This is a genomic window from Sphingomonas sp. ABOLG, from assembly GCF_003950435.1.
Lineage (GTDB): Bacteria > Pseudomonadota > Alphaproteobacteria > Sphingomonadales > Sphingomonadaceae > Sphingomonas > Sphingomonas panaciterrae.
Genome location: NZ_QQWW01000009.1, coordinates 76,636 through 94,444 on the forward strand (window position 1 = coordinate 76,636; position 17,809 = coordinate 94,444).

Here is a 17,809-nt window from a genome sequence, read left to right on the forward strand (position 1 = left end):
CCCGCAACCGGATCAGTGACCCAGGCCGTCCTGTGCCGCCGGGCCGCTGGTCGACACCGGAATCTGGCCGACCGAGCGATCCTGCGCCGCGAGCAGATAATCCGCCGTGGTCAGGAAAGGGATCGGATTCACGGCGCGGCCGTCGATACGCACTTCATAATGGAGGTGCGGGCCGGTCGAGCGGCCGGTGGAGCCCATCAGGCCGATCATCTGACCGCGGCGCACGCGCGCGTTGTTGCTGATCAGGATCTTCGACAGGTGGCCGTAGCGGGTGGTGATGCCCTTGCCGTGATTCAGCTCGATCATGTTGCCATAGCCGCCCTGACGCGCGGCATGGTTCACGACGCCATCGGCGGTCGCATAGATCGGCGTGCCGGTCGGACCGGGGATATCGACGCCAGCATGCATCGCGGCGGTGCCGCGGAACGGATCGCTGCGCACGCCGAAATTGCTGGTGAAGGTGAGGTGCTGGACCGGCTGGACCGACGGGATCGAGATAACCCCCTGCTCCAGCGTGTCGAGCTTCTTCCAGGTCATGAACAGCGAGCGGAATTGCGCATCGGCGTTCAGATCAGCCGTCGCCTCGGCGCTGGCGGCCGGGATCAGCGGGCCGCCCATGCTGGTGTTCTTGCCGCCCTTGGCGACACGCTCCGGCCGCAAGCCGCGCTCACGCAGCGCCTCTGCTGCCGACTGATAGCGGTCGTTGAGGTGATCGAGCGCGAGTTCGGCCAGGATCTCTTGGCGACGCTCGATCTTGGCGAAGGGAGCGACCGCATAGGCGGCCAGGCGGTCACCCGCCGGATCGATCTTCAGCGTGGCAAGCGCCAGCTTCTTCTCGTCACCCACGCCAGTCAGCGCGGCAGCGAGCAGTGCCTGGCGATTTTCGAGCTGAGCAGCACGCGCCTCCGCAGCCTTGCGGACATTGGCCACGCGCTGGTGCATGTGGACGAGCTTGCGCTCCATCGTCTCGATCCGCTCGGCCTGCGGCGCAGCGGCGCCGGCCTGACCGGCGGCAGCGGCGGCGCCGTAGCCCGCGAAGGCGACCACGACCGCGGCGGTCCCGGCCAGCGCGCCCTGCGAGAGGCGGCCCAGGCGGATCCGGCGCACAGCGCGGCCATCATGGAAGATCACGTTGCGTGGGGAGAAGAGCAGGCGGGCGCCAGCAGCGATGCGGTTGGCCGGCGCGGAAGAAATCTTGGACATCGAACCCCGAGCAAGATTGTTGAAGCGCGCGCGATCAGGACGAGCCCACGCACGACGCATGTTCAAAAAACTGGTCTGGATTGCGGCCCCCCGCTCACCGGACACCGTCAACTGCCCTTCTTTTGAGCAGTTAAGCAATAGCGCCGTAGTAATCCCGCGTCAGGCCGGCAGACTCGCGCGCTGAGTCGTTGAACGGACCTTTCACGATGCCCCGAAAACGGCCTCCAATGAGGGATTTCCAGTGGGTGGCCGGGTGCAAACCGGCCGCCGCGCACCGCTCCTCGAACCACCGCGTGCCGACCGAAACGTGCCGGATTTCATCGGTGTAGATGCGGTGGAGGATGCGCGCGCTGGCCGCATCGCCGGCGGCGTGGAAGCGGTCGACGGTGGCCGGCGTCACGTCGAGCCCCCGCGCCTCCAACGCCATCGGGACGACGGCGAGCCGGGCGAGAACGTCATCGGCGGTCGCATCCGCTGCCTCCCACAGCCCGGCATGGGCCGGGAGCGCGCCATAATGGCTGCCCATCGCGCGCAGCCGGCGATCGAGCAGTGCGAAGTGCATCGCCTCGTCCGCGCCGACGCCAATCCAGTCGTCCACGAATTCCCGCGGGAGAGCCGCGCCAAAACGCCCGGCCATGTCGAACGCCAGGTCGATCGCGACGTATTCGATATGCGCCAGCGCGTGAAGCAGCGCGATGCGGCCCCGTTCCGACCCGCCCTTCCCCCGTTTCGGCATTCGGCCCGGGGGCAGCAATTCGGGCTGCTCGGGCCGTGCCGGTGCATCGGGCATGACGATGTCGAAGCTGTGAGTGAGCCGCCCCGCCCGCCACGCGCGGGCCGCCTGACGCGCGGCCTTCACCTTGGTGGCGGGATCCGCCGCATTGAGCACGTCGCGCGCGGCGGCGGCGAGCGTTGTCACAGGGCGCGGGCCGCCTGACGCGCGGCCTTCACCTTGGTGGCGGGATCCGCCGCATTGAGCACGTCGCGCGCGGCGGCGGCGAGCGTTGTCACAGGGCGCGCGCCGCGGCCAGCACCTCCGCCGCATGTCCGGGGACTTTCACCTTGCGCCAGGCGCGGGCGAGCTGGCCGTCGCGGCCGAACAGGAACGTTGCGCGCTCGATGCCCATGTAGCGGCGGCCGTACATGGATTTTTCCACCCAGGTGCCGAACGCCTCGCAGGCGGAGCCATCCTCATCGCTGGCGAGCGCCACGGCGAGATCGTATTTCGCGACGAACTTCTCATGCTTGGCGGGCGGATCCTTGGACACGCCGATCACGACGACGCCTGCGGACGCAAACTCCCCGGCCATGGCGGAAAAATCCTGCGCCTCGCGCGTGCAGCCGGCAGTATCGTCCTTGGGATAGAAATAGACGACCAGCGGCAGCGGCTGATCCTTCAGGCGGAGCGGCTGACCATCAATCGCGGTCAGCGTCACGTCCGGCAGTGTGTCCATCGGTCAATCCTTTCCACGCCGCCGTAACCTGCTGCCGGGCGGTGTCAAAGCCGGCGAGCACCGCGTCCCAATCATCGAGATGGAGCACCCGCGCGACCAAGGCGCGCGTTGCTTCCGAGGGTGGCTCGGCCGCATCCGGCGCGACCAGGCGAAGCGTGACGATGAGGCGGGTGAGCAGATCGTGCGCGTGGTGGAGGTCTACACCGAGCCCGAGCAGATCGATCGCGCGGCCGAGATTGGTGTCGAAGCCCTCCCGCCGGGTCAGCTGCGCGACATGGACGGTGAATTCCAGATCGACCAGCCCGCCGGGCAGCAGCTTGGCGTCGAGCGCCCCGGCGGGCGGCTTGTGCGCCGCCATCTCGGCCCGCATCGTGATGGCATCGGCCACGACGTCGCGCTGCGGCCGGTCGCCCTTGAGCACGCCGTCGATGATCGCCTGTAATTCGGCGCGCGCCTTTGCGGAGCCGAACACCGGCCGGGCGCGGGTGAGCGCCATATGCTCCCACGTCCAGGCGCTTTCGCGCTGGTAGCGGGCAAAGGAATCGACATTCACCACCAGCGGGCCCTGTGTCCCCGACGGGCGAAGGCGCGTGTCGATCTCGTAGAGCGGGCCCGCGGCGGTGGGCACGGAGAGCGCGGCGGAAACGCGCTGCGCAAGGCGATTATAATAAAGCGTCGCACCCAAGGGCTTGGGGCCGTCGGACTCCGCCGCAAAATCACCAGTGAACAGGTAGATCAGGTCGAGGTCGGAGGCATGGGTCAGCGCCCCTCCCCCGAGCCGCCCGAGCGCCAGGATGACGAATTCGCTGTCCGGTACCCGGCCATGCGCCTGGGCGAATTCCGCCACCGTCTCGCTCGCCAGCACCTCGATCGCGGCCTCTGCCACGCGCGAATAGCCCGCCGCTACGTCGAGTGGATCGGCCACCGCGGAGATGATCTGCGCGCCCAGGGCGAAGCGGTGTTCGTTGACGATGCGGCGGACGTGATCGAGCTTGGCCTGGAAATCCGCGCGCCGTTCATTGCTGCGCATCATCGCGGCGATGGCGGGCACGTCTGGCACGGGATCGAAGGCGGAGGCGTCGATCAGCCCGTCGAGCAGGTCAGGCCGACGCGCGAGTTCCTCGGCCAGGGTCGGCGTGTGGCTGAGCAACCGGACAAGGAGGGCGATGAGCGCGGGCCGCGCCTCCAGCAAGCGGAAGATGTTCACCGCGCTGGGCAAGCGTTCGAACAGCCGGTCGAGGCGGTTGAGCGCGGCCTCGGGCGCGGGTGCCTCCCCCAGCGCCGCGACGAGGCCGGGCAATACGGCCTCAAGCGCGGCCTGCGCGGCGGCACTGCGCAGCGCGGGATAGCGCGCGGCACGCCATGCCGCGATCCGGGTTGCCGCAACGTCGGGATCTGCGAAGCCCGCCGCGACAAGCTGGGCGGAAAGGGCATCGCTGTTGGCGGACAAATTGTCCCCGGTGGTAGGCGCGAGCTGCCCGAAGATGGCGCCGACGCGCGTGACGTGCGGTTCAAGATGGGCGAGCAACGCCGCGCCGTCGGGGCGCCCGTCCAGCCGTGCCACGCGCTCCAACGCGTCGCCGGTCGGAAGCGCATGCGTCTGGCGATCATCGATCATCTGGACGCGGTGCTCGGCCGTGCGCAGCGCGACATAGGCGTCGCAGAGCGCCTGTGCGTCATCCGGGCCGATCCGGCCAGCGGCGGCCAGTGCGGCGAGCGCCCCGCGGGTATCGCCGGTACGCAGCGCGGGATCGCGCCCGCCGTGTATGAGCTGGTGAATCTGCGCAAAGAACTCGATCTCACGGATCCCGCCTCGCCCCCGCTTCAGGTCATAGCCCGGGCCGAAGGTCTGCCCCTGCGAGTGGTGATCCCGAATCCGCCGGGTGATCTCCAATATCTCCCCCACCGCGCCGAAATCGAGGCTGCGGCGCCAGATGAAGGGGCGGATCGCGTCGAGGAACTGCTCGCCCAAGACGATATCGCCGGCAGCCGGGCGTGCGCGGATGTAGGCTGCCCGCTCCCATGGCAGTGCTTGCGATTCATAGTAAGTGATCGCGGCTTCGATCGGCAGCGCGATGGGCGTGACCTCGGGCGTGGGACGGAGCCGCATGTCGACGCGCAGGACATAGCCGTCAGCGTCGCGGGCCTGGAGCAGTTCGATCACGCGCCGGCCGATGCGCACCGCTGCGTCGACCGGCTCCTCGTTGCGGCGCGTGGGCAGCGTCCGGGGATCGAACAGGAAGATGGGGTCGATGTCGGAGGAATAATTCAGCTCGCGGCTGCCCTGCTTGCCAAGCGCCAACGCAACAAAGCCCTCTGGCCCCGCCCCTGGGCTGCGCTCCGCGATCGCAGTGCGGATCGCCTGGTCGAGTGCGAAATCGGCAAAATCGGTCAGTCGGTGCGTGACGGCGGTCAGATCGAAGATGCCGGACAAGTCGCCGATCGCGACCTGAAGCGCCAACTGACGACGGGCAAGACGCAGCGCCCGGCCTATCGGCACATCGGGGTCGAGCGTGACCGGCCGGTCGAGCGATGCCGCGGAAAAATGGTCGCCGCGGTCCAGCAAGTTCGCGAGAAATGGCGAGAATCCGTGCGCCCGGCCGACCGCGTCCGCGACCAGCAGTTCGACATTTTTTTCGCTTGACAAGGGGAAATCCGTAGCCTGGACCATGAAACCAACGCGTCTCCTGATCCGTTCTATCGCGCATGACGACACATGAACATCATCATCGCGAAGGAGGCAGTGACGGTTACTATGTCCGGTATCCGCGGGCTACCGACGCTATCGGCGAATCGCTGCGTTTCGCATTCAATGATGCGCGCAGCACCCCTGACGACCTCAAGACACTGGTAGAGGCGCTTTATGGCGTTCCAAGAAACTAGGTCCGAAAGGCAGGTCTAGCAGTCGCGCCCTGACAGGGCGGTGGCAAGCCCACCCCGCGATCAGCGATCGCGGCTGAGCTCGTCCACCTCGTCCATGATCTCGTCGAGCGTCGGTTTCAGGCTGGGGATCATGTGATCGGTCCGCGACGTCATGTCACTACCGCTCATGAGCGCCTCCAGCGCGACACGGCCGCGCGCCACGCGGCTCTTGATCGTGCCGACCGCCACGCCGCAGATCTCCGCCGCCTCTTCATAGGCGAAGCCGCCCGCACCGACGAGGATCAGCGCCTCGCGCTGTGGCTGCGGCAGATGAAGCAGCGCGCGCTGCATGTCGGCAAGCTCGACATGCTTGTCCTGGCTGGCGGGTGCCGCCAGCAGGCGATCAGCCACGAGATCGTCCCACTCACCCTTGAAGCGCGCGCGCCGCATCTGCGAGAGATACAGGTTGCGCAGGATGATGAAGGTCCAGGCGCGCATGTTGGTGCCAGCCTGGAACCGCTTGCGCGCGGCCCATGCCTTCAACAGCGTTTCCTGCACCAGATCGTCGGCGAGATCGCGGTTGCCCGACAGCGAGCGCCCGAAGGCGCGCAAATGCGGGATTACCTGAGCAAGCTGCTTCTTGAATTCCGGATCGGATAGCGAAACGTGCTCGACCGATGCTCCATCGGCCGCGGCATCATCACGCGGTTCAGCTTCGGTCATAATATGTCGTTCGGTCCCCGCACCGGAATGAACCGGCATCCTCTCCGTAAGATAGATAGTACCGGCGTCGTTTGCCACCCGTCCGGTCAACATGGTGATCGCGTCTACAACCGCGTGAACAGCAGAAACGCGAATATCGCGATCACCAGCACCAGCGAAACGGGCAGGATATACCGGGTCATGTGCGGCGTAGTGCCAGCGCGAGCCTCGTCAGTGCTCAGCTCGACCTTGTGATTTTCGTCAGCCATACAGCTTTAACGATCCTGCACCGTTTTGGGTCCGTATCGTTTTTACGAAACCGGCGCGGTTGATTGATCGAAGAACAGCGCCTGGCTGATCGCCGCCTTCACCGTCGACCGCTGGAACGGCTTGGTGATGAGGAACGTCGGCTCCGGACGCTCACCGGTCAGCAATCGTTCCGGGAAGGCGGTGATGAAGATCACCGGCACCTGGAATTCACCCAGGATGTCCTTCACCGCATCGATGCCCGACGAATCGTCGGCGAGCTGGATGTCAGCGAGCACGAGGCCGGGACGATCGTCCATCGCCAGCGCAACCGCTTCGTCACGGGTCACGGCGACACCGGTCACTTCATGGCCGAGATCGCGCACGATCGTCTCGATATCCATTGCGATGATCGGTTCGTCCTCGATGATGAGGACGCGGGCGCGGGTCTGATTCTCGATCTCCGACAGCGCGTCGGCGACGAGCGATTCGACCTCGCTGGGCGAGACGTTGATGAGATAGGCCGTGTCCTCGACCGTGAACCCCTCCATCGCGGTGAGGAGCAGCGCCTGGCGCGACAGCGGCGTCATGCGTGCGAGGCGCGCGCGGGCCACCGCCTCTTGATCGTCCACATCCCCCGGATCAGCCTGCTGATCGTCGTTGGTCGATCCCCAGATCGCCTGGAACGTACGGTACAGGCCAAGGCGCGGATCGACGTCGCGCGGAAATTCCTCGGGAGCGGCGACGATCGCTTCGAGCGTGGCGCGGACATATTTGTCGCCGTGCGACTGGCTGCCGGTGAGCGCCCGCCCATAACGACGCAGGAAGGGCAGATGTGGGGCGAGCTGTTGTCCAAGCGACATGAGGCGGAACGACTCCCAATAGATTAGGGTTTCGGCTTTGCGCGCCAAACCCGGATTGATCAACTTCGACAAACCCCCGCAGGCGCGCGGCGCCCAACGACGCAATTCGTCGTCGAGCGGTGGAACCAACGAACCGGTATTTTGTTTCCATGACGCGAGCCTTGATGAACAGGCTGGTGCCAAGGCCCGTAAGCGGCCAAGGAATCGTCACAGCATGTCAGACAGGTGTTTCGGGGGGTAAGCGTTGGTTTCGGACAAGGAAGCGCCAAAAAAGCCGGTCAAGAAGAAGGGCAGCACTGCGGTGCAGTCCAAGGACCGGGACATGGGTGCGGCGCTGCGATCAATCTATCAGAAGACGATCGACGAGCCGGTCCCGGACGAGTTCGTTTCCCTCCTGGGCAAGCTAGACTAAGCACAGACATGGCAACGACGGCGGACGATTCGCGCGTTGGCGCGACGACGCCGACGTTCATGATGCGCTGGCCCACGGGCGCGAAGCTTCTGGTGATCCTGTCGATCGCGCTGCTGCCGCTCGCGATCATCGCAGTGTTTGCGACGCTGCGCATCACCCAGATTGCCGATACCGAGGCACGCGCGGGCCTGCGCGTCGCGGCGGCCGAGAGCAGCCGCGCGATCGCGATCGAGCTGATCGGCGACATGACCGCGCTGCGTGCCGCGGTGGATGCGCTGGAGGCGGACCCCGGCGACACGCCCAGCTGCGCGCGCGTTCAGGGCGTTTTCGCGCAACAGGCATTCAACGGCGCGCGATTCGCGGTGTTCGGCCCCAAGGGTCGGCTGCTGTGTGGCAGCAGCTTCCCCGGGGCGCTGGAGGTGGCGCGAACCGCCCGCGACGCGGCCGTGGCAGCGCAGATCCTGCCCCAGCGCGGCCTGCTGCTCGGGGTGGTCGGTCGTTCGGGGCAGGTCACCGCAGCGGCATACTTCCCGACCGACTTCCTGGCGGAGCTGAGCCGCCCGAGCGGATTCACGCCGGCCTATGCCGCGACCCTGATCCACGGCGCGAACGAGCTGGTGCTGCGGTCGCTGGCGCGCGAGAACGCATTTGAGCGGCGCGAGAACAACCTCACCGACCTTGGCATCGGCGACCTGAAGCTGGCGATGGAGGTGCGCACCGCGCCGATCACCTCGCCGCTGGTCATCGCGCTGCTGCTGCCGCTGGTCATGTGGGCGGCCGCCGCCGGCATCGCCTGGTTCGTCGTCGATCGCCTGCTGATAAGGCCGATGCGCCAGCTGCGCGCGCGCGTCGCGGCCTTCACGCCGGGCGAAGAAACCGATTCGCAAGTAATCCGCGCGCTGCCGGCGCAGGAATTGCGCGAATTGGGCGATACGTTTCGCGCGCTGACCAAGACGGTGGCAATCCACGAGGCGGGACTTGCCGAAGGGCTGGTGCGCCAGACGAAGCTGACGCGCGAAGTGCATCACCGGGTGAAGAACAACCTCCAGGTGATTTCCTCCCTCATCAACTTTCACGCGCGTGGCGCGAAGTCGCCCGAGGCGTCGCAGGCCTATGCGTCGATTCAACGCCGGGTCGATGCGCTCGCGGTGGTGCATCGCAACCATTACGCCGAGATGGAGGAAAATCGCGGGCTCTCGCTGCGGCCGATGCTGGGCGAGCTGGCGTCCAACATCCGCGCGACGGCGGCCGAGGGCACACAGCTGCGCATTCAGCTCGACATCGATCCCTATCTGGTGACGCAGGACGTCGCAGTCGCGGTGGCCTTCCTCGCCACCGAGTTGATCGAACTGGCCGTCACCTGCGATTCCGCGGCGCAATTGCGCGTGTCGGTCAAGGAAGCGGCGACGCCGGATCGCGCGACGCTGCGCGTCTCGTCGCGGGCGCTGATCGAAAGCCCGGAACTTCGCGACGGCCTCGCCACCCGCTTCGGGCGCGTGATCGAAGGCCTGTCGCGCCAGCTGCGCGCGCCGCTTCACCACGATCCACTGGCTGGCGCGTACGAAATTTCGATCGCGGTGCTCGGCCGGGATTGAGGCTGGGCCGGCGGCAGCGCCGCGGCTCAACTTTTTTCCACGATTGGCGCGAAAGCCTAGGAACCCCCGCCGCCGATCGACGTTCTACACTTCGGATAGCGACCTTATGCCCCCCCGCTCTCGCTATCCGCGACATAGGCCCGGAAGCGTCAACCCTCCCCCCCCGGTGACGCTTTCGGGCCTTATTTCATTTCCTTGAGATCGATGGCGCGAAGGAACGAAGTTCCTCACCACGCATTTTCCCGAATGCGAAATGACTGCGCGCAGGAGGGCTTGATGAAAAAGTTGTTCGGAATGGTTGTGGTGGCTGGCGCCCTGATGGTTTCGGCGTGCAACACGGTCGAAGGTGTCGGGCGCGACGTATCGTCGGCGGGCCACACCGTCGCCAAGACGGCGGACGACGCCAAGTAACCACGGCTTCATTGTCAGGAGACGGGCGGCGTCGAGGAGACACTCGACGCCGCCCTTCTTTTATTCGCTGGCGGCGGCGGCCGTTTTCTCTCGCGCGCGGCGGCGCTCGGTAAACCAGATGCCGATCAGCGCGAGTTCGTAGAGGATGCACAGCGGGATTGCGAGGAGCAGCTGCGACCCGACGTCGGGTGGGGTCAGCACCGCGGCAATCGCAAAGGCGGCGACGATCGCGTAGCGGCGTGCCGACACAAGCTGCTGGCGAGTCACCACGCCACCGCGTTCGAGCAGCATCAGCAGCACCGGCAGCAGGAACGACAGGCCGAAGCCGAACAGGAACTGCATGATGAAGGACAGGTAATTGCCGATCGACGGCAATGCGTCCTGGCTTACCCCGCCGATCTCCCCTTGGAAGCCGAGCAGGAAGTGCAGCGCCACGGGAACGGCAATATAATAGGCCATCGCGGCGCCAGCGAGGAACAGGATCGGCGTCGCGAGCAGGAAGGGCAGCAGCGCACGCCGCTCATTGCGGTAGAGGCCCGGGGCGACGAACTGCCACAATTGGTTGGCGATCACCGGGAACGACACCATCATCGCGGCGAAGAAGGCCACCTTGATCTGGACGAAGAAGGCCTCGAAAATCTGGGTGTAGATCAGCCGCTTCTGGCCGGCCGCGAGGAGCGGCTGCACCAGGAAGGCGAAGATCGCCTCCGCGAAATAATAGCAGACAGCAAAGGCCAGCAGCAGCGCGCCGATGCAATATAAAAGACGGCGGCGCAGCTCGATCAGATGGTCGAGCAGCGGGGCGCGCGTGTCATCCAGTTCGTCGGCCGGGTTCATGACGGGGCCTTGCCATTGGCGTCAGGAAGGGCCGTCTCGTTTGCCGGGCGCAGCACAGGCTGTTCGACCATCACTGGTTCATCGGGCTGGGACGCGTCCTGCGGGGCGACGTCACCACTTGGTGCGGTCCCCGTCGGGTCCTGGGCAACAGGCGGCTGCCCGGCCGCGGGCTCGGCCGGCGCAAGCATCGGATGCTCGCGCATGATCCGCTCATTTTCCGCCTTCCACTTCTTTTCCATCTCGGCGAGCTCGGCCTCGCGCACCATCTCGTCAAAGCCAGCGCGGAACTGGCGGGCAACGCCACGCGCCTTGCCGACCCAATAGCCGAGCACCCGAAGCGCCTTGGGCAGGTCCTTCGGGCCGATGACGAGCAACGCCACCACGGCCACGACGGCCATTTCGGAAATGTTGAAGTCGAGCATGGCGGACGATGGCGACGCGGATCAGATCAGCGCGCGACCTTGTCTTCCTCGACGATCGTCTCCGAGGCGGGACGCGCCGTCTGCTGCGCCTCGATCCGCTGCGCGGGCTTCGCAGACGCTTCCTCGTCTTCTTCCGACATGCCCTTCTTGAAGTTCTTAACGCCCTTGGCGACGTCACCCATCATGCTCGAGAAGCGGCCGCCACCCAGCAGAAGGATGGCAACGATCGCGAGAATAAGGATGTGCGGGAGGCTGAAGCTACCCATGGGGATTCTCCTGAAGTCCCGACCATCTAGTGCTCATCGTCGTTCTTTTCCACCGCGAGTTGTTCGACTGCCAGATCGACCGGATCGAGCAGGCCGGCGGCGCGCAGATCCTCGATCCCGGGCAAGTCGCGGCGCGATTTCAGGCCGAAATGCGAGAGGAACGCCGGTGTCGTGACGAACGTGAGCGGCCGGCCCGGCACCTCGCGCCGGCCAGCCGGGCGAACCCAGCCCGCCTCCATCAACACGTCGAGCGTGCCCTTGGAGATCTGGACGCCGCGAATCGCCTCGATCTCGGCGCGGGTCACCGGTTCGTGATAGGCGATGATGGCCAGCGTCTCGATCCCGGCGCGGCTGAGGCGGCGAACTTCCTCCCGGTCACGGCGCAGCACATGCGCCATGTCGGCCGCGGTCTGGAAATGCCAGGCGTCGCCGCGCTGCACAAGATTGATGCCGCGCCCGGCATAGTCGCGGGCCAGTTGCTCCACCGCGGCGCGCACGTCGCCGCCCCCGACATAGGCGCGGATCGAATCGATCGTCATCGGATCAGCTGCCGCGAACAGAACCGCCTCCACTGCCCGCACCACGTCATTGGGGGGGGTCACGCGGGCAGCCTCAGGTACAATGGCGCAAAGGTGCCGTCCTGCCGCAGTTCGACCCTGCCCTGCCGCGCCAGTTCAAGCGCGGCGAGAAAGCTGGAGGCGAGCGCGGAGCGGCGAAAGGCACCGTCCACGCCGTCGGGCAGGAAGCGGTGCAACATCGACCAGTCGATCGCCGTGCCGAGCAGGGCGGAAATGCGCGCGATCGCCGACTCCAGCGTCATCACCTGCCGATCCTGCACGACATGCATGACCGGGCGGGTGCGCGCGCTGATCCGGCCATAGGCCGAGATGAGATCGTAGATTTCCGCCGACCAGCGCGCCTTGCGGATGGTGCGCAGCCCGTCGGGCGCGGGGCGGCGGAACACGTCGCGGCCGAGCCGATCACGCGCCATCAGCCGCGCCCCCGCCTCCCGCATGGCGGCGAGCCGCTCGAGCCGCAATTGCAGCCGCAGCGCCAGTTCCTCGGGGTCGGGCTCCACCTCTGGATCGCGCGGCAAGAGGAGCGCCGATTTGAGATAGGCCAGCCACGCCGCCATGACGAGATAGTCGGCGGCCAGTTCCAGCTGCAGCGTGCGGGCGCGTTCGACATAGGCCAGATATTGTTCGACCAGCGAGAGAATCGAGATCTGCTTCAGGTCGACTTTCTGCGAGCGGGCGAGATTGAGCAGCAGGTCGAGCGGGCCTTCCCACCCGTCGAGATCAAGCGTCAGCTGCTCCCCACTCACGCGCCGATCGCGAGCAATTCGTCGCGCTTGGCGACCAGATCCGCGAACACGCCCTCGGCTGGCCGCAGCGTCGCCATCGCCCGATCGAGCCGGTCGCGTGACGGCTGGGCGATATCGTCCAGCCGATCGGCGATCGCGACCATTTCATCGAGCCGCGCCCAGCAGTCGAGCACGATGTCGCAGCCAGCGGCGATCGCCCCCGATGCCTTGTCCGCCGGCGTGCCAGACAGTGCCTTCATGTCGATATCATCGGTCATCAGCAGGCCATCAAAGCCGATCTTGCCGCGGATCACATCGTTGATGATGGTCGGAGACATGGTGGCGGGGCGCTCAGCATCCCACGCCTCGAACACGATGTGACTGGTCATGCCCATCGGCGCATGGGCCAGCGCGCGGAACGGCGCGAGATCATCCTCCAGCTCCGCCGCGGTCGCCGTGACGGTGGGGAGCAGATGGTGCGAATCTACCTTGGCCCGGCCGTGGCCCGGCATGTGCTTGAGCACCCCGACGACGCCGCCGGCCGCCAGCCCTTCGAGCGTCGCGCGGCCAAGCGCGGCGACACGCTTTGGCTCGCTGCCGAAAGCGCGGATCGAGATCGCCTCAGTGGTGCCGGGGCCGATCACGTCGAGGATCGGGTGGCAATCGACGGTAATCCCGACCTCCGCCATCATCAGCCCGAGCGCCTGCGCATTGGCGCGCGCTGCCTCGATCGCGGACATAGGCGCGATGTCATACAGGCGGTCGAAATCGGGGCCGGCGGGAAAGGCGGGCCATTCCGGGGGTCCCAGCCGGGCGACGCGACCGCCTTCCTGATCGACCAGGATCGCGACGTCCGAGCGACCCTCCAGCGTACGCAGCTCGTCGGTCAGCGCGCGAAGCTGCTGACGATCGAGGCAATTGCGCTTGAACAGGATGTACCCCGCCGGACGCGCCTCGGCGAAGAATGCGCGTTCGTCGGAGGTAAGCGTCGGCCCGGACAGGCCAAAGATCACTGGCTTCATGGCCCGGTATTAGCGGGTCCGCCGGGGGTTTCCACCCCGGCGCGCGGGCGTCCCGCCGCGGTCAGCTGGTGACGAAGCACTTCTCGCCGGCGACGGTCAGGCGGCCACACAGATCACTCGCGGCGTCCGCGCTGCCGGCATTCACCTTCAGGCGATAGACCTTGCGGCCGTTGACCTCGGCGGGCTGGACGGTTTTGCCCAGCGTCGCGACATAGGAGAAGCGCTTGGCCACCGCGCTCCACGCGGTGTTCGCCGCCGCCTCGCTCGGGAAGGCGCCGAGCTGGACCAGCGACCCGCCCGAGTTGGCACCCGGTATCTGCTTCTTCGGTGCGGCCATCGGTGCGGCGGCGACCAGCCGTCCGCCCGAGCCGGGAACCTCAGCGACGGTGCGTGCGCTGCCGTCGGTGGCCGGTGCCGGCGCGTCGGCGCGGCGGCCGGCGATCGGCGCCTCTGGCACGGCCTTCAGATCGATCGCGGCGGTGGCGCTTGCCCCCGCGCTGGCGGCGATCGCCGAATCCCCTTCCCCGTCGACCTTCAGCCCGCCGGGATCATCCGGCTTCACCTTATAGTCGCCCGGCTGCGCGGCGATCAGTTCACCCTGGCCGTCCGGCGCGCGGGTCTGGAAGCTGAATACGGCAAAGACGATGGCGGCGAGAAGCACGAGGCCGACGGCGACCAACAGCAGGACGCGCAGCACGCCCGGCCCTTCCGGCTCGTCCGGCTCCACCGTCTCAAGCCACGGAAGCCGGTCTTCATCCCTGAGATCGAATTCCTCGGTCGCCATGAATCACATCTCCGAGACTGCCTCCACGCCCATGATGGAGAGACCGTTGCGGATAATTTGTCCGACGCCTTCCGCCAAGAACAGACGCGCCGCCGTCATCGCCGGGTCGTCGGGCAGCAGGAAGCGGCGGTCGGGCCGATCGTTACCGACATTCCATAGCGCGTGAAATGCCGCTGCCAAGTCATACAGGTAGAAGCCAATTCGATGCGGCTCACGTGCCGCAGCGGCCGTTTCCACCACACGCGGGAATTGCGCCGCCAGCTGCACCAGCGCCAGTTCCTCCGTATCAAGCCGGGACACGTCGGGATGGGACAGGTCCAGCCCCGCTTCGGCTGCACGACGCCGCAGCGAGGCGACGCGCGCATGGGCGTATTGGACGTAGAAGACGGGATTATCCTTCGACGCCTCCACCACCTTGGCAAAGTCAAAGTCCATCTGCGCGTCGGAGCGGCGAGTCAGCATGGTGAAGCGGACGACGTCCTTGCCGACTTCGCGCACCACGTCCGCCAGCGTGACGAAGTTGCCGGCGCGCTTGGACATCTTCACCGGCTCGCCGCCGCGCAGCAGGCGCACCATCTGCACCAGCTTCACGTCGAAGCGGGTGCGCCCCTCGGTCAGCGCCGCGACCGCTGCCTGGATGCGCTTCACGGTACCGGCGTGGTCCGCGCCCCAGATGTCGATCAGCGCATCCGCCGTCTGCGCCTTTTGGAAGTGATAGGCGAGGTCGGCGCCGAAATAGGTCCACTGGCCGTTCGACTTCTTGATCGGGCGGTCCTGATCGTCGCCGAACAGCGTGGAGCGGAACAAGGGCAGCTCGACCGGCTCCCAATCCTCAGGTGTCTCTCCCTTGGGCGCTTCCAGCGTGCCGTCGTAGACGAGGTCGCGGGCGCGCAGCCACGCCTCGGCCGCCTGGGGCTTGCCCTCGGCCTGAAGCTCAGCCTCCGACGAGAATACGTCGTGGTGGATACCGAGCAGCGCCAGATCGGCCTTGATCAGCACCAGCATGGCATCGACCGCGCGCGTGCGGAACAGGGGCAGCCAGTCAGCCTCGGGCGCAGTCGCATAGCGATCACCGAATTCCTGGGCGAGCTGCTGGCCCACCGGGACCAGATAGTCGCCGGGGTAAAGGCCTTCGGGAATCGCGCCAACATCCTCGCCCAGCGCCTCACGGTAACGCAGGTGTGCGGAACGCGCGAGCACGTCGACCTGACCGCCCGCATCGTTGACATAGTATTCGCGGATCACGCGGTTGCCGGCAAACTCCAGCAGCGACGCCAGGGCATCCCCTACCACCGCGCCGCGGCAATGGCCCATGTGCATCGGGCCGGTCGGGTTGGCCGAGACATATTCGATGTTGACGGTGGTACCCTGCCCTACGGTGGAGCGACCATAGTCAGCGCCACGATCATGGATCGCGGCAAGTTCCGCCCGCCAGCTGTCATCGACCAGCCGGAGGTTGATGAAGCCAGGACCGGCGATCTCGACCGCGGCAACCTCATCCAGCTGCTGCAATGCAGCGCCGATCTTCTCGGCCAGCGCGCGCGGGTTCGTCTTTGCAGCCTTGGCCAGCACCATCGCCGCATTGGTGGCGAGATCACCATGGGCGGGGTCACGCGGCGGCTCCACGGTCACGGCGCGGCGCTCGATCCCCAACGGCAGGTCGCCAGCTGCCTCGAGCGCATCGAGGGCAGCGTCAACGTAAGCGGCGAAACGGGAATAGAGCGTCATGGCAACCAATCGTGTTCGTGAAGACGCGCGCGATAGACCAATGCGACGAGCGCGACAAATCCGCTCGCGATTGCGTCCGCTGCAACTGTATTTTCGACTTTTGCGCTTTGGTTGGTGCGGCGCAGCATCTATTGTGCACTTGCGAAAAGATTTGGTTTCAAACCGAGGAATCCTACCATGCGCAAGCTCATCATGACCGCCGCTTTCCTCACTGCACTGGCGCCGTTTGCTGCGCAGGCGCAGGACGAGAAGAGCTTCCAGCACGAGAACCAGACCTACGTTTACAAGACCAGCGAAGGCCGCGAAGGCGCGACCGTGATCACCGGCCGTCGCGTCGGCGGTGACCGTTTCCGCCTGGTCGTCGAGGGCGAGAAGGTCCGTGGCAACGTCGGCGGCACGCCGGTCGCTTTCCGCGCGCCGCAGGGCGGTGCGGTGTCGGTGCTGACCGCGAACTGATCCACTCGGGGGGGGGCCAAGCCCCTCCGCAGATGATCAATGGGCCGCTGGCGCTGAGATGGCGCCGGCGGCCTTTTTCATGGCCGCTGCCCGGCGGCGTGGGCTGCCCTCTAGCGCAGGGCGCCGCTTTGGGCGGTGACGCTGATCGGATGCTTGGGTTCTGGCGAGAGGGTCCGGGCCAGGGTTTCGAACCGGCCATCGGCGATCCTGATCTCGTTGAACGCCGGCGGTGACGAGCGCAGCCGTTTTGACAATGTTCCCGCGCCGATCATCCGTACCGTCCAGTCGCCAAATGTCACTGGCTTGTCGAAGGGATCATGCACATGGCCCGACAGGACGGCATGGGTGCCGGCCTCCGCCAGCGCCTTCAGTGCCTCGTCACCATTGCGTGTCTTGGCGGTGCCGCGCGTCCCTCCTTCGATCAGGGGATGGTGACCAGCGACGAAGATGAGGTTGCCTCGCGGCGCCGCGGCGATCAGGTCCAGCGTATTGTTCAGCGCGTCGCGGCTGACATGCCCCTTTGACCAGTTGAGCCGCAATTGCGCGCGGGCCGTTGTCTTGAGCGGGACGATCGTGATGCCGGGCAGGTCGAGAGTCTTTTCGATCATGCGTTCCGCCGCACCATAGCGCTTGTACGGACTGAACAGCCGGCGCAACGGATCCCAATAATAGGGCAAATCATGGTTGCCGACCTCGATCGTCACCGGGACGCCGAGCGACATCAGCCACTTTCCACCGGCGTCAAATTCGCGGGTGCGGGCGCGCATGGTCAGGTCGCCCGTCATGATCACCGCATCGGGCGACTCGTCGGCGACGCATTGCGCGAACCAGTCGAGCGCAGCGGGATCCTCAGCACCGAAGTGCACATCGCTTACGTGGAAAAGCTTCATCGACATGCCAACGCGCTGCCCGCGATTCGGTTCGCGGGCAAGCGCCTAGCGTGTCGCAGGTCAGCTGCGTCGGTGCTTCCCGCCGTAATGCGGGCCGATATAGCTGGCGATCTTCGCCATCTCCTGCGCGGCGCTGCGCGCGGCCTCGGCGCAACAGGGGATCGGATCGCGCTCTGCCTGGCTCGCGCGCATCGCCACCCGATCGGTCAGCGTTTCGATATCCGCGCGGGTCAGCACGTTTTTCTCCCGGAGCAAGCAAAGCAGGCTTTGCAGGATCACCAGGGATTCTTCGCCCGCGCGCTCTTGTGGCGTCATTGGCTCTCTCCTCTTCCTAAGTACGGGAGAGTAACAAA

General features: G+C 66.4%; 21 protein-coding genes. 4 read left to right on the forward strand and 17 right to left on the reverse strand.

What is annotated here, in order from left to right; genetic code table 11:
* Positions 1-12: 12 nt before the first annotated feature.
* The 7 genes from CA236_RS18800 to CA236_RS11920 form a co-directional block, all read right to left on the reverse strand.
* The gene (locus tag CA236_RS18800) at positions 13-1,203 is read right to left on the reverse strand and encodes a M23 family metallopeptidase (protein ID WP_164518927.1); all 1,191 of its coding nucleotides are present in this window, start codon (positions 1,201-1,203) and stop codon (positions 13-15) included.
* Positions 1,204-1,333: 130 nt separating this feature from the next.
* Positions 1,334-2,122, reverse strand: a complete 789-nt coding sequence (locus CA236_RS11900; protein WP_241212630.1) for a ferritin-like domain-containing protein — start codon at positions 2,120-2,122, stop codon at positions 1,334-1,336.
* Positions 2,123-2,210: 88 nt separating this feature from the next.
* Entirely contained in the window at positions 2,211-2,657 is a 447-nt protein-coding gene (locus tag CA236_RS11905) for a peroxiredoxin (RefSeq protein WP_046410958.1), read from the reverse strand.
* Positions 2,620-5,304: a bifunctional [glutamine synthetase] adenylyltransferase/[glutamine synthetase]-adenylyl-L-tyrosine phosphorylase gene (locus tag CA236_RS11910; RefSeq protein ID WP_241212631.1), complete on the reverse strand. Its 2,685-nt coding sequence runs from the start codon at positions 5,302-5,304 to the stop codon at positions 2,620-2,622. Before CA236_RS11910 ends, CA236_RS11905 begins: the two co-directional genes overlap by 38 nt.
* Positions 5,305-5,600: 296 nt before the next feature.
* Positions 5,601-6,242 (reverse strand): sigma-70 family RNA polymerase sigma factor, encoded by a 642-nt coding sequence (locus CA236_RS11915; protein ID WP_046410961.1) that lies wholly within the window; start codon positions 6,240-6,242, stop codon positions 5,601-5,603.
* Between the two features lie 104 nt (positions 6,243-6,346).
* Complete coding sequence (locus tag CA236_RS18805; RefSeq protein WP_046410963.1) at positions 6,347-6,490, reverse strand: hypothetical protein; 144 nt, start codon at positions 6,488-6,490, stop codon at positions 6,347-6,349.
* A gap of 42 nt (positions 6,491-6,532) precedes the next feature.
* Entirely contained in the window at positions 6,533-7,330 is a 798-nt protein-coding gene (locus CA236_RS11920) for a response regulator (protein ID WP_046411827.1), read from the reverse strand.
* A 244-nt stretch (positions 7,331-7,574) separates the two neighbouring features.
* Between CA236_RS11920 and CA236_RS19125 the strand changes: the two genes are divergently transcribed.
* From CA236_RS19125 to CA236_RS11930, 3 genes are all read left to right on the forward strand, one after another.
* Positions 7,575-7,742 (forward strand): NepR family anti-sigma factor, encoded by a 168-nt coding sequence (locus CA236_RS19125; RefSeq protein ID WP_231622004.1) that lies wholly within the window; start codon positions 7,575-7,577, stop codon positions 7,740-7,742.
* An 8-nt stretch (positions 7,743-7,750) separates the two neighbouring features.
* Entirely contained in the window at positions 7,751-9,337 is a 1,587-nt protein-coding gene (locus CA236_RS11925; protein ID WP_125945772.1) for a histidine kinase dimerization/phosphoacceptor domain -containing protein, read from the forward strand.
* Positions 9,338-9,613: 276 nt separating this feature from the next.
* Entirely contained in the window at positions 9,614-9,748 is a 135-nt protein-coding gene (locus tag CA236_RS11930; RefSeq protein ID WP_125945773.1) for an entericidin A/B family lipoprotein, read from the forward strand.
* Between the two features lie 60 nt (positions 9,749-9,808).
* Here CA236_RS11930 and tatC read toward each other — a convergent pair whose 3' ends face one another.
* The 8 genes from tatC to argS all read right to left on the reverse strand — a co-directional run bounded on the left by tatC (position 9,809) and on the right by argS (position 16,110).
* Positions 9,809-10,585, reverse strand: a complete 777-nt coding sequence (gene tatC / locus CA236_RS11935; protein WP_046410964.1) for a twin-arginine translocase subunit TatC — start codon at positions 10,583-10,585, stop codon at positions 9,809-9,811.
* Positions 10,582-11,007, reverse strand: coding sequence for a Sec-independent protein translocase protein TatB (tatB, locus tag CA236_RS11940; RefSeq protein WP_125945774.1), 426 nt, complete (start codon positions 11,005-11,007; stop codon positions 10,582-10,584). The genes tatC and tatB overlap by 4 nt, the downstream gene beginning before the upstream one ends.
* Before the next feature lie 26 nt (positions 11,008-11,033).
* Complete coding sequence (locus CA236_RS11945; protein WP_046410967.1) at positions 11,034-11,273, reverse strand: Sec-independent protein translocase subunit TatA; 240 nt, start codon at positions 11,271-11,273, stop codon at positions 11,034-11,036.
* Positions 11,274-11,299: 26 nt separating this feature from the next.
* Positions 11,300-11,875, reverse strand: coding sequence for an SMC-Scp complex subunit ScpB (gene scpB, locus CA236_RS11950; RefSeq protein ID WP_125945775.1), 576 nt, complete (start codon positions 11,873-11,875; stop codon positions 11,300-11,302).
* Positions 11,872-12,597, reverse strand: coding sequence for a ScpA family protein (locus CA236_RS11955; protein ID WP_125945776.1), 726 nt, complete (start codon positions 12,595-12,597; stop codon positions 11,872-11,874). The genes scpB and CA236_RS11955 overlap by 4 nt, the downstream gene beginning before the upstream one ends.
* Positions 12,594-13,598, reverse strand: coding sequence for a beta-N-acetylhexosaminidase (nagZ, locus tag CA236_RS11960; protein WP_125945777.1), 1,005 nt, complete (start codon positions 13,596-13,598; stop codon positions 12,594-12,596). Before nagZ ends, CA236_RS11955 begins: the two co-directional genes overlap by 4 nt.
* 61 nt (positions 13,599-13,659) lie before the next feature.
* Positions 13,660-14,382, reverse strand: coding sequence for an SPOR domain-containing protein (locus tag CA236_RS11965; RefSeq protein WP_046410971.1), 723 nt, complete (start codon positions 14,380-14,382; stop codon positions 13,660-13,662).
* 3 nt (positions 14,383-14,385) lie between these two features.
* Positions 14,386-16,110, reverse strand: coding sequence for an arginine--tRNA ligase (gene argS / locus CA236_RS11970; protein WP_125945778.1), 1,725 nt, complete (start codon positions 16,108-16,110; stop codon positions 14,386-14,388).
* A gap of 177 nt (positions 16,111-16,287) precedes the next feature.
* On the opposite strand from argS, the gene CA236_RS11975 reads away from it, so the two are divergent.
* On the forward strand, positions 16,288-16,566 hold the full coding sequence (locus tag CA236_RS11975; RefSeq protein WP_125945779.1) for a hypothetical protein: 279 nt from the start codon (positions 16,288-16,290) through the stop codon (positions 16,564-16,566).
* A gap of 110 nt (positions 16,567-16,676) precedes the next feature.
* Here the strand turns inward: CA236_RS11975 and CA236_RS11980 are convergent, their stop codons facing one another.
* Both CA236_RS11980 and CA236_RS11985 read right to left on the reverse strand, forming a co-directional pair.
* Positions 16,677-17,456, reverse strand: coding sequence for a metallophosphoesterase (locus tag CA236_RS11980; protein ID WP_125945837.1), 780 nt, complete (start codon positions 17,454-17,456; stop codon positions 16,677-16,679).
* Positions 17,457-17,516: 60 nt separating this feature from the next.
* On the reverse strand, positions 17,517-17,771 hold the full coding sequence (locus CA236_RS11985; protein ID WP_046410975.1) for a hypothetical protein: 255 nt from the start codon (positions 17,769-17,771) through the stop codon (positions 17,517-17,519).
* Positions 17,772-17,809: the final 38 nt, after the last annotated feature.

What these genes read in the sequence shown, in the direction of transcription:
- CA236_RS18800 (WP_164518927.1), bottom strand. Translation starts at nt 1,203, where the DNA reads ATGTCCAAGATTTCTTCCGCGCCGGCCAACCGCATCGCTGCTGGCGCC.
- CA236_RS11905 (WP_046410958.1), bottom strand. Translation starts at nt 2,657, where the DNA reads ATGGACACACTGCCGGACGTGACGCTGACCGCGATTGATGGTCAGCCG.
- CA236_RS11915 (WP_046410961.1), bottom strand. Translation starts at nt 6,242, where the DNA reads ATGACCGAAGCTGAACCGCGTGATGATGCCGCGGCCGATGGAGCATCG.
- CA236_RS18805 (WP_046410963.1), bottom strand. Translation starts at nt 6,490, where the DNA reads ATGGCTGACGAAAATCACAAGGTCGAGCTGAGCACTGACGAGGCTCGC.
- CA236_RS11920 (WP_046411827.1), bottom strand. Translation starts at nt 7,330, where the DNA reads ATGTCGCTTGGACAACAGCTCGCCCCACATCTGCCCTTCCTGCGTCGT.
- CA236_RS11925 (WP_125945772.1), top strand. Translation starts at nt 7,751, where the DNA reads ATGGCAACGACGGCGGACGATTCGCGCGTTGGCGCGACGACGCCGACG.
- CA236_RS11930 (WP_125945773.1), top strand. Translation starts at nt 9,614, where the DNA reads ATGAAAAAGTTGTTCGGAATGGTTGTGGTGGCTGGCGCCCTGATGGTT.
- tatC (WP_046410964.1), bottom strand. Translation starts at nt 10,585, where the DNA reads ATGAACCCGGCCGACGAACTGGATGACACGCGCGCCCCGCTGCTCGAC.
- tatB (WP_125945774.1), bottom strand. Translation starts at nt 11,007, where the DNA reads ATGCTCGACTTCAACATTTCCGAAATGGCCGTCGTGGCCGTGGTGGCG.
- CA236_RS11945 (WP_046410967.1), bottom strand. Translation starts at nt 11,273, where the DNA reads ATGGGTAGCTTCAGCCTCCCGCACATCCTTATTCTCGCGATCGTTGCC.
- nagZ (WP_125945777.1), bottom strand. Translation starts at nt 13,598, where the DNA reads ATGAAGCCAGTGATCTTTGGCCTGTCCGGGCCGACGCTTACCTCCGAC.
- CA236_RS11965 (WP_046410971.1), bottom strand. Translation starts at nt 14,382, where the DNA reads ATGGCGACCGAGGAATTCGATCTCAGGGATGAAGACCGGCTTCCGTGG.
- argS (WP_125945778.1), bottom strand. Translation starts at nt 16,110, where the DNA reads ATGACGCTCTATTCCCGTTTCGCCGCTTACGTTGACGCTGCCCTCGAT.
- CA236_RS11975 (WP_125945779.1), top strand. Translation starts at nt 16,288, where the DNA reads ATGCGCAAGCTCATCATGACCGCCGCTTTCCTCACTGCACTGGCGCCG.
- CA236_RS11980 (WP_125945837.1), bottom strand. Translation starts at nt 17,456, where the DNA reads ATGAAGCTTTTCCACGTAAGCGATGTGCACTTCGGTGCTGAGGATCCC.
- CA236_RS11985 (WP_046410975.1), bottom strand. Translation starts at nt 17,771, where the DNA reads ATGACGCCACAAGAGCGCGCGGGCGAAGAATCCCTGGTGATCCTGCAA.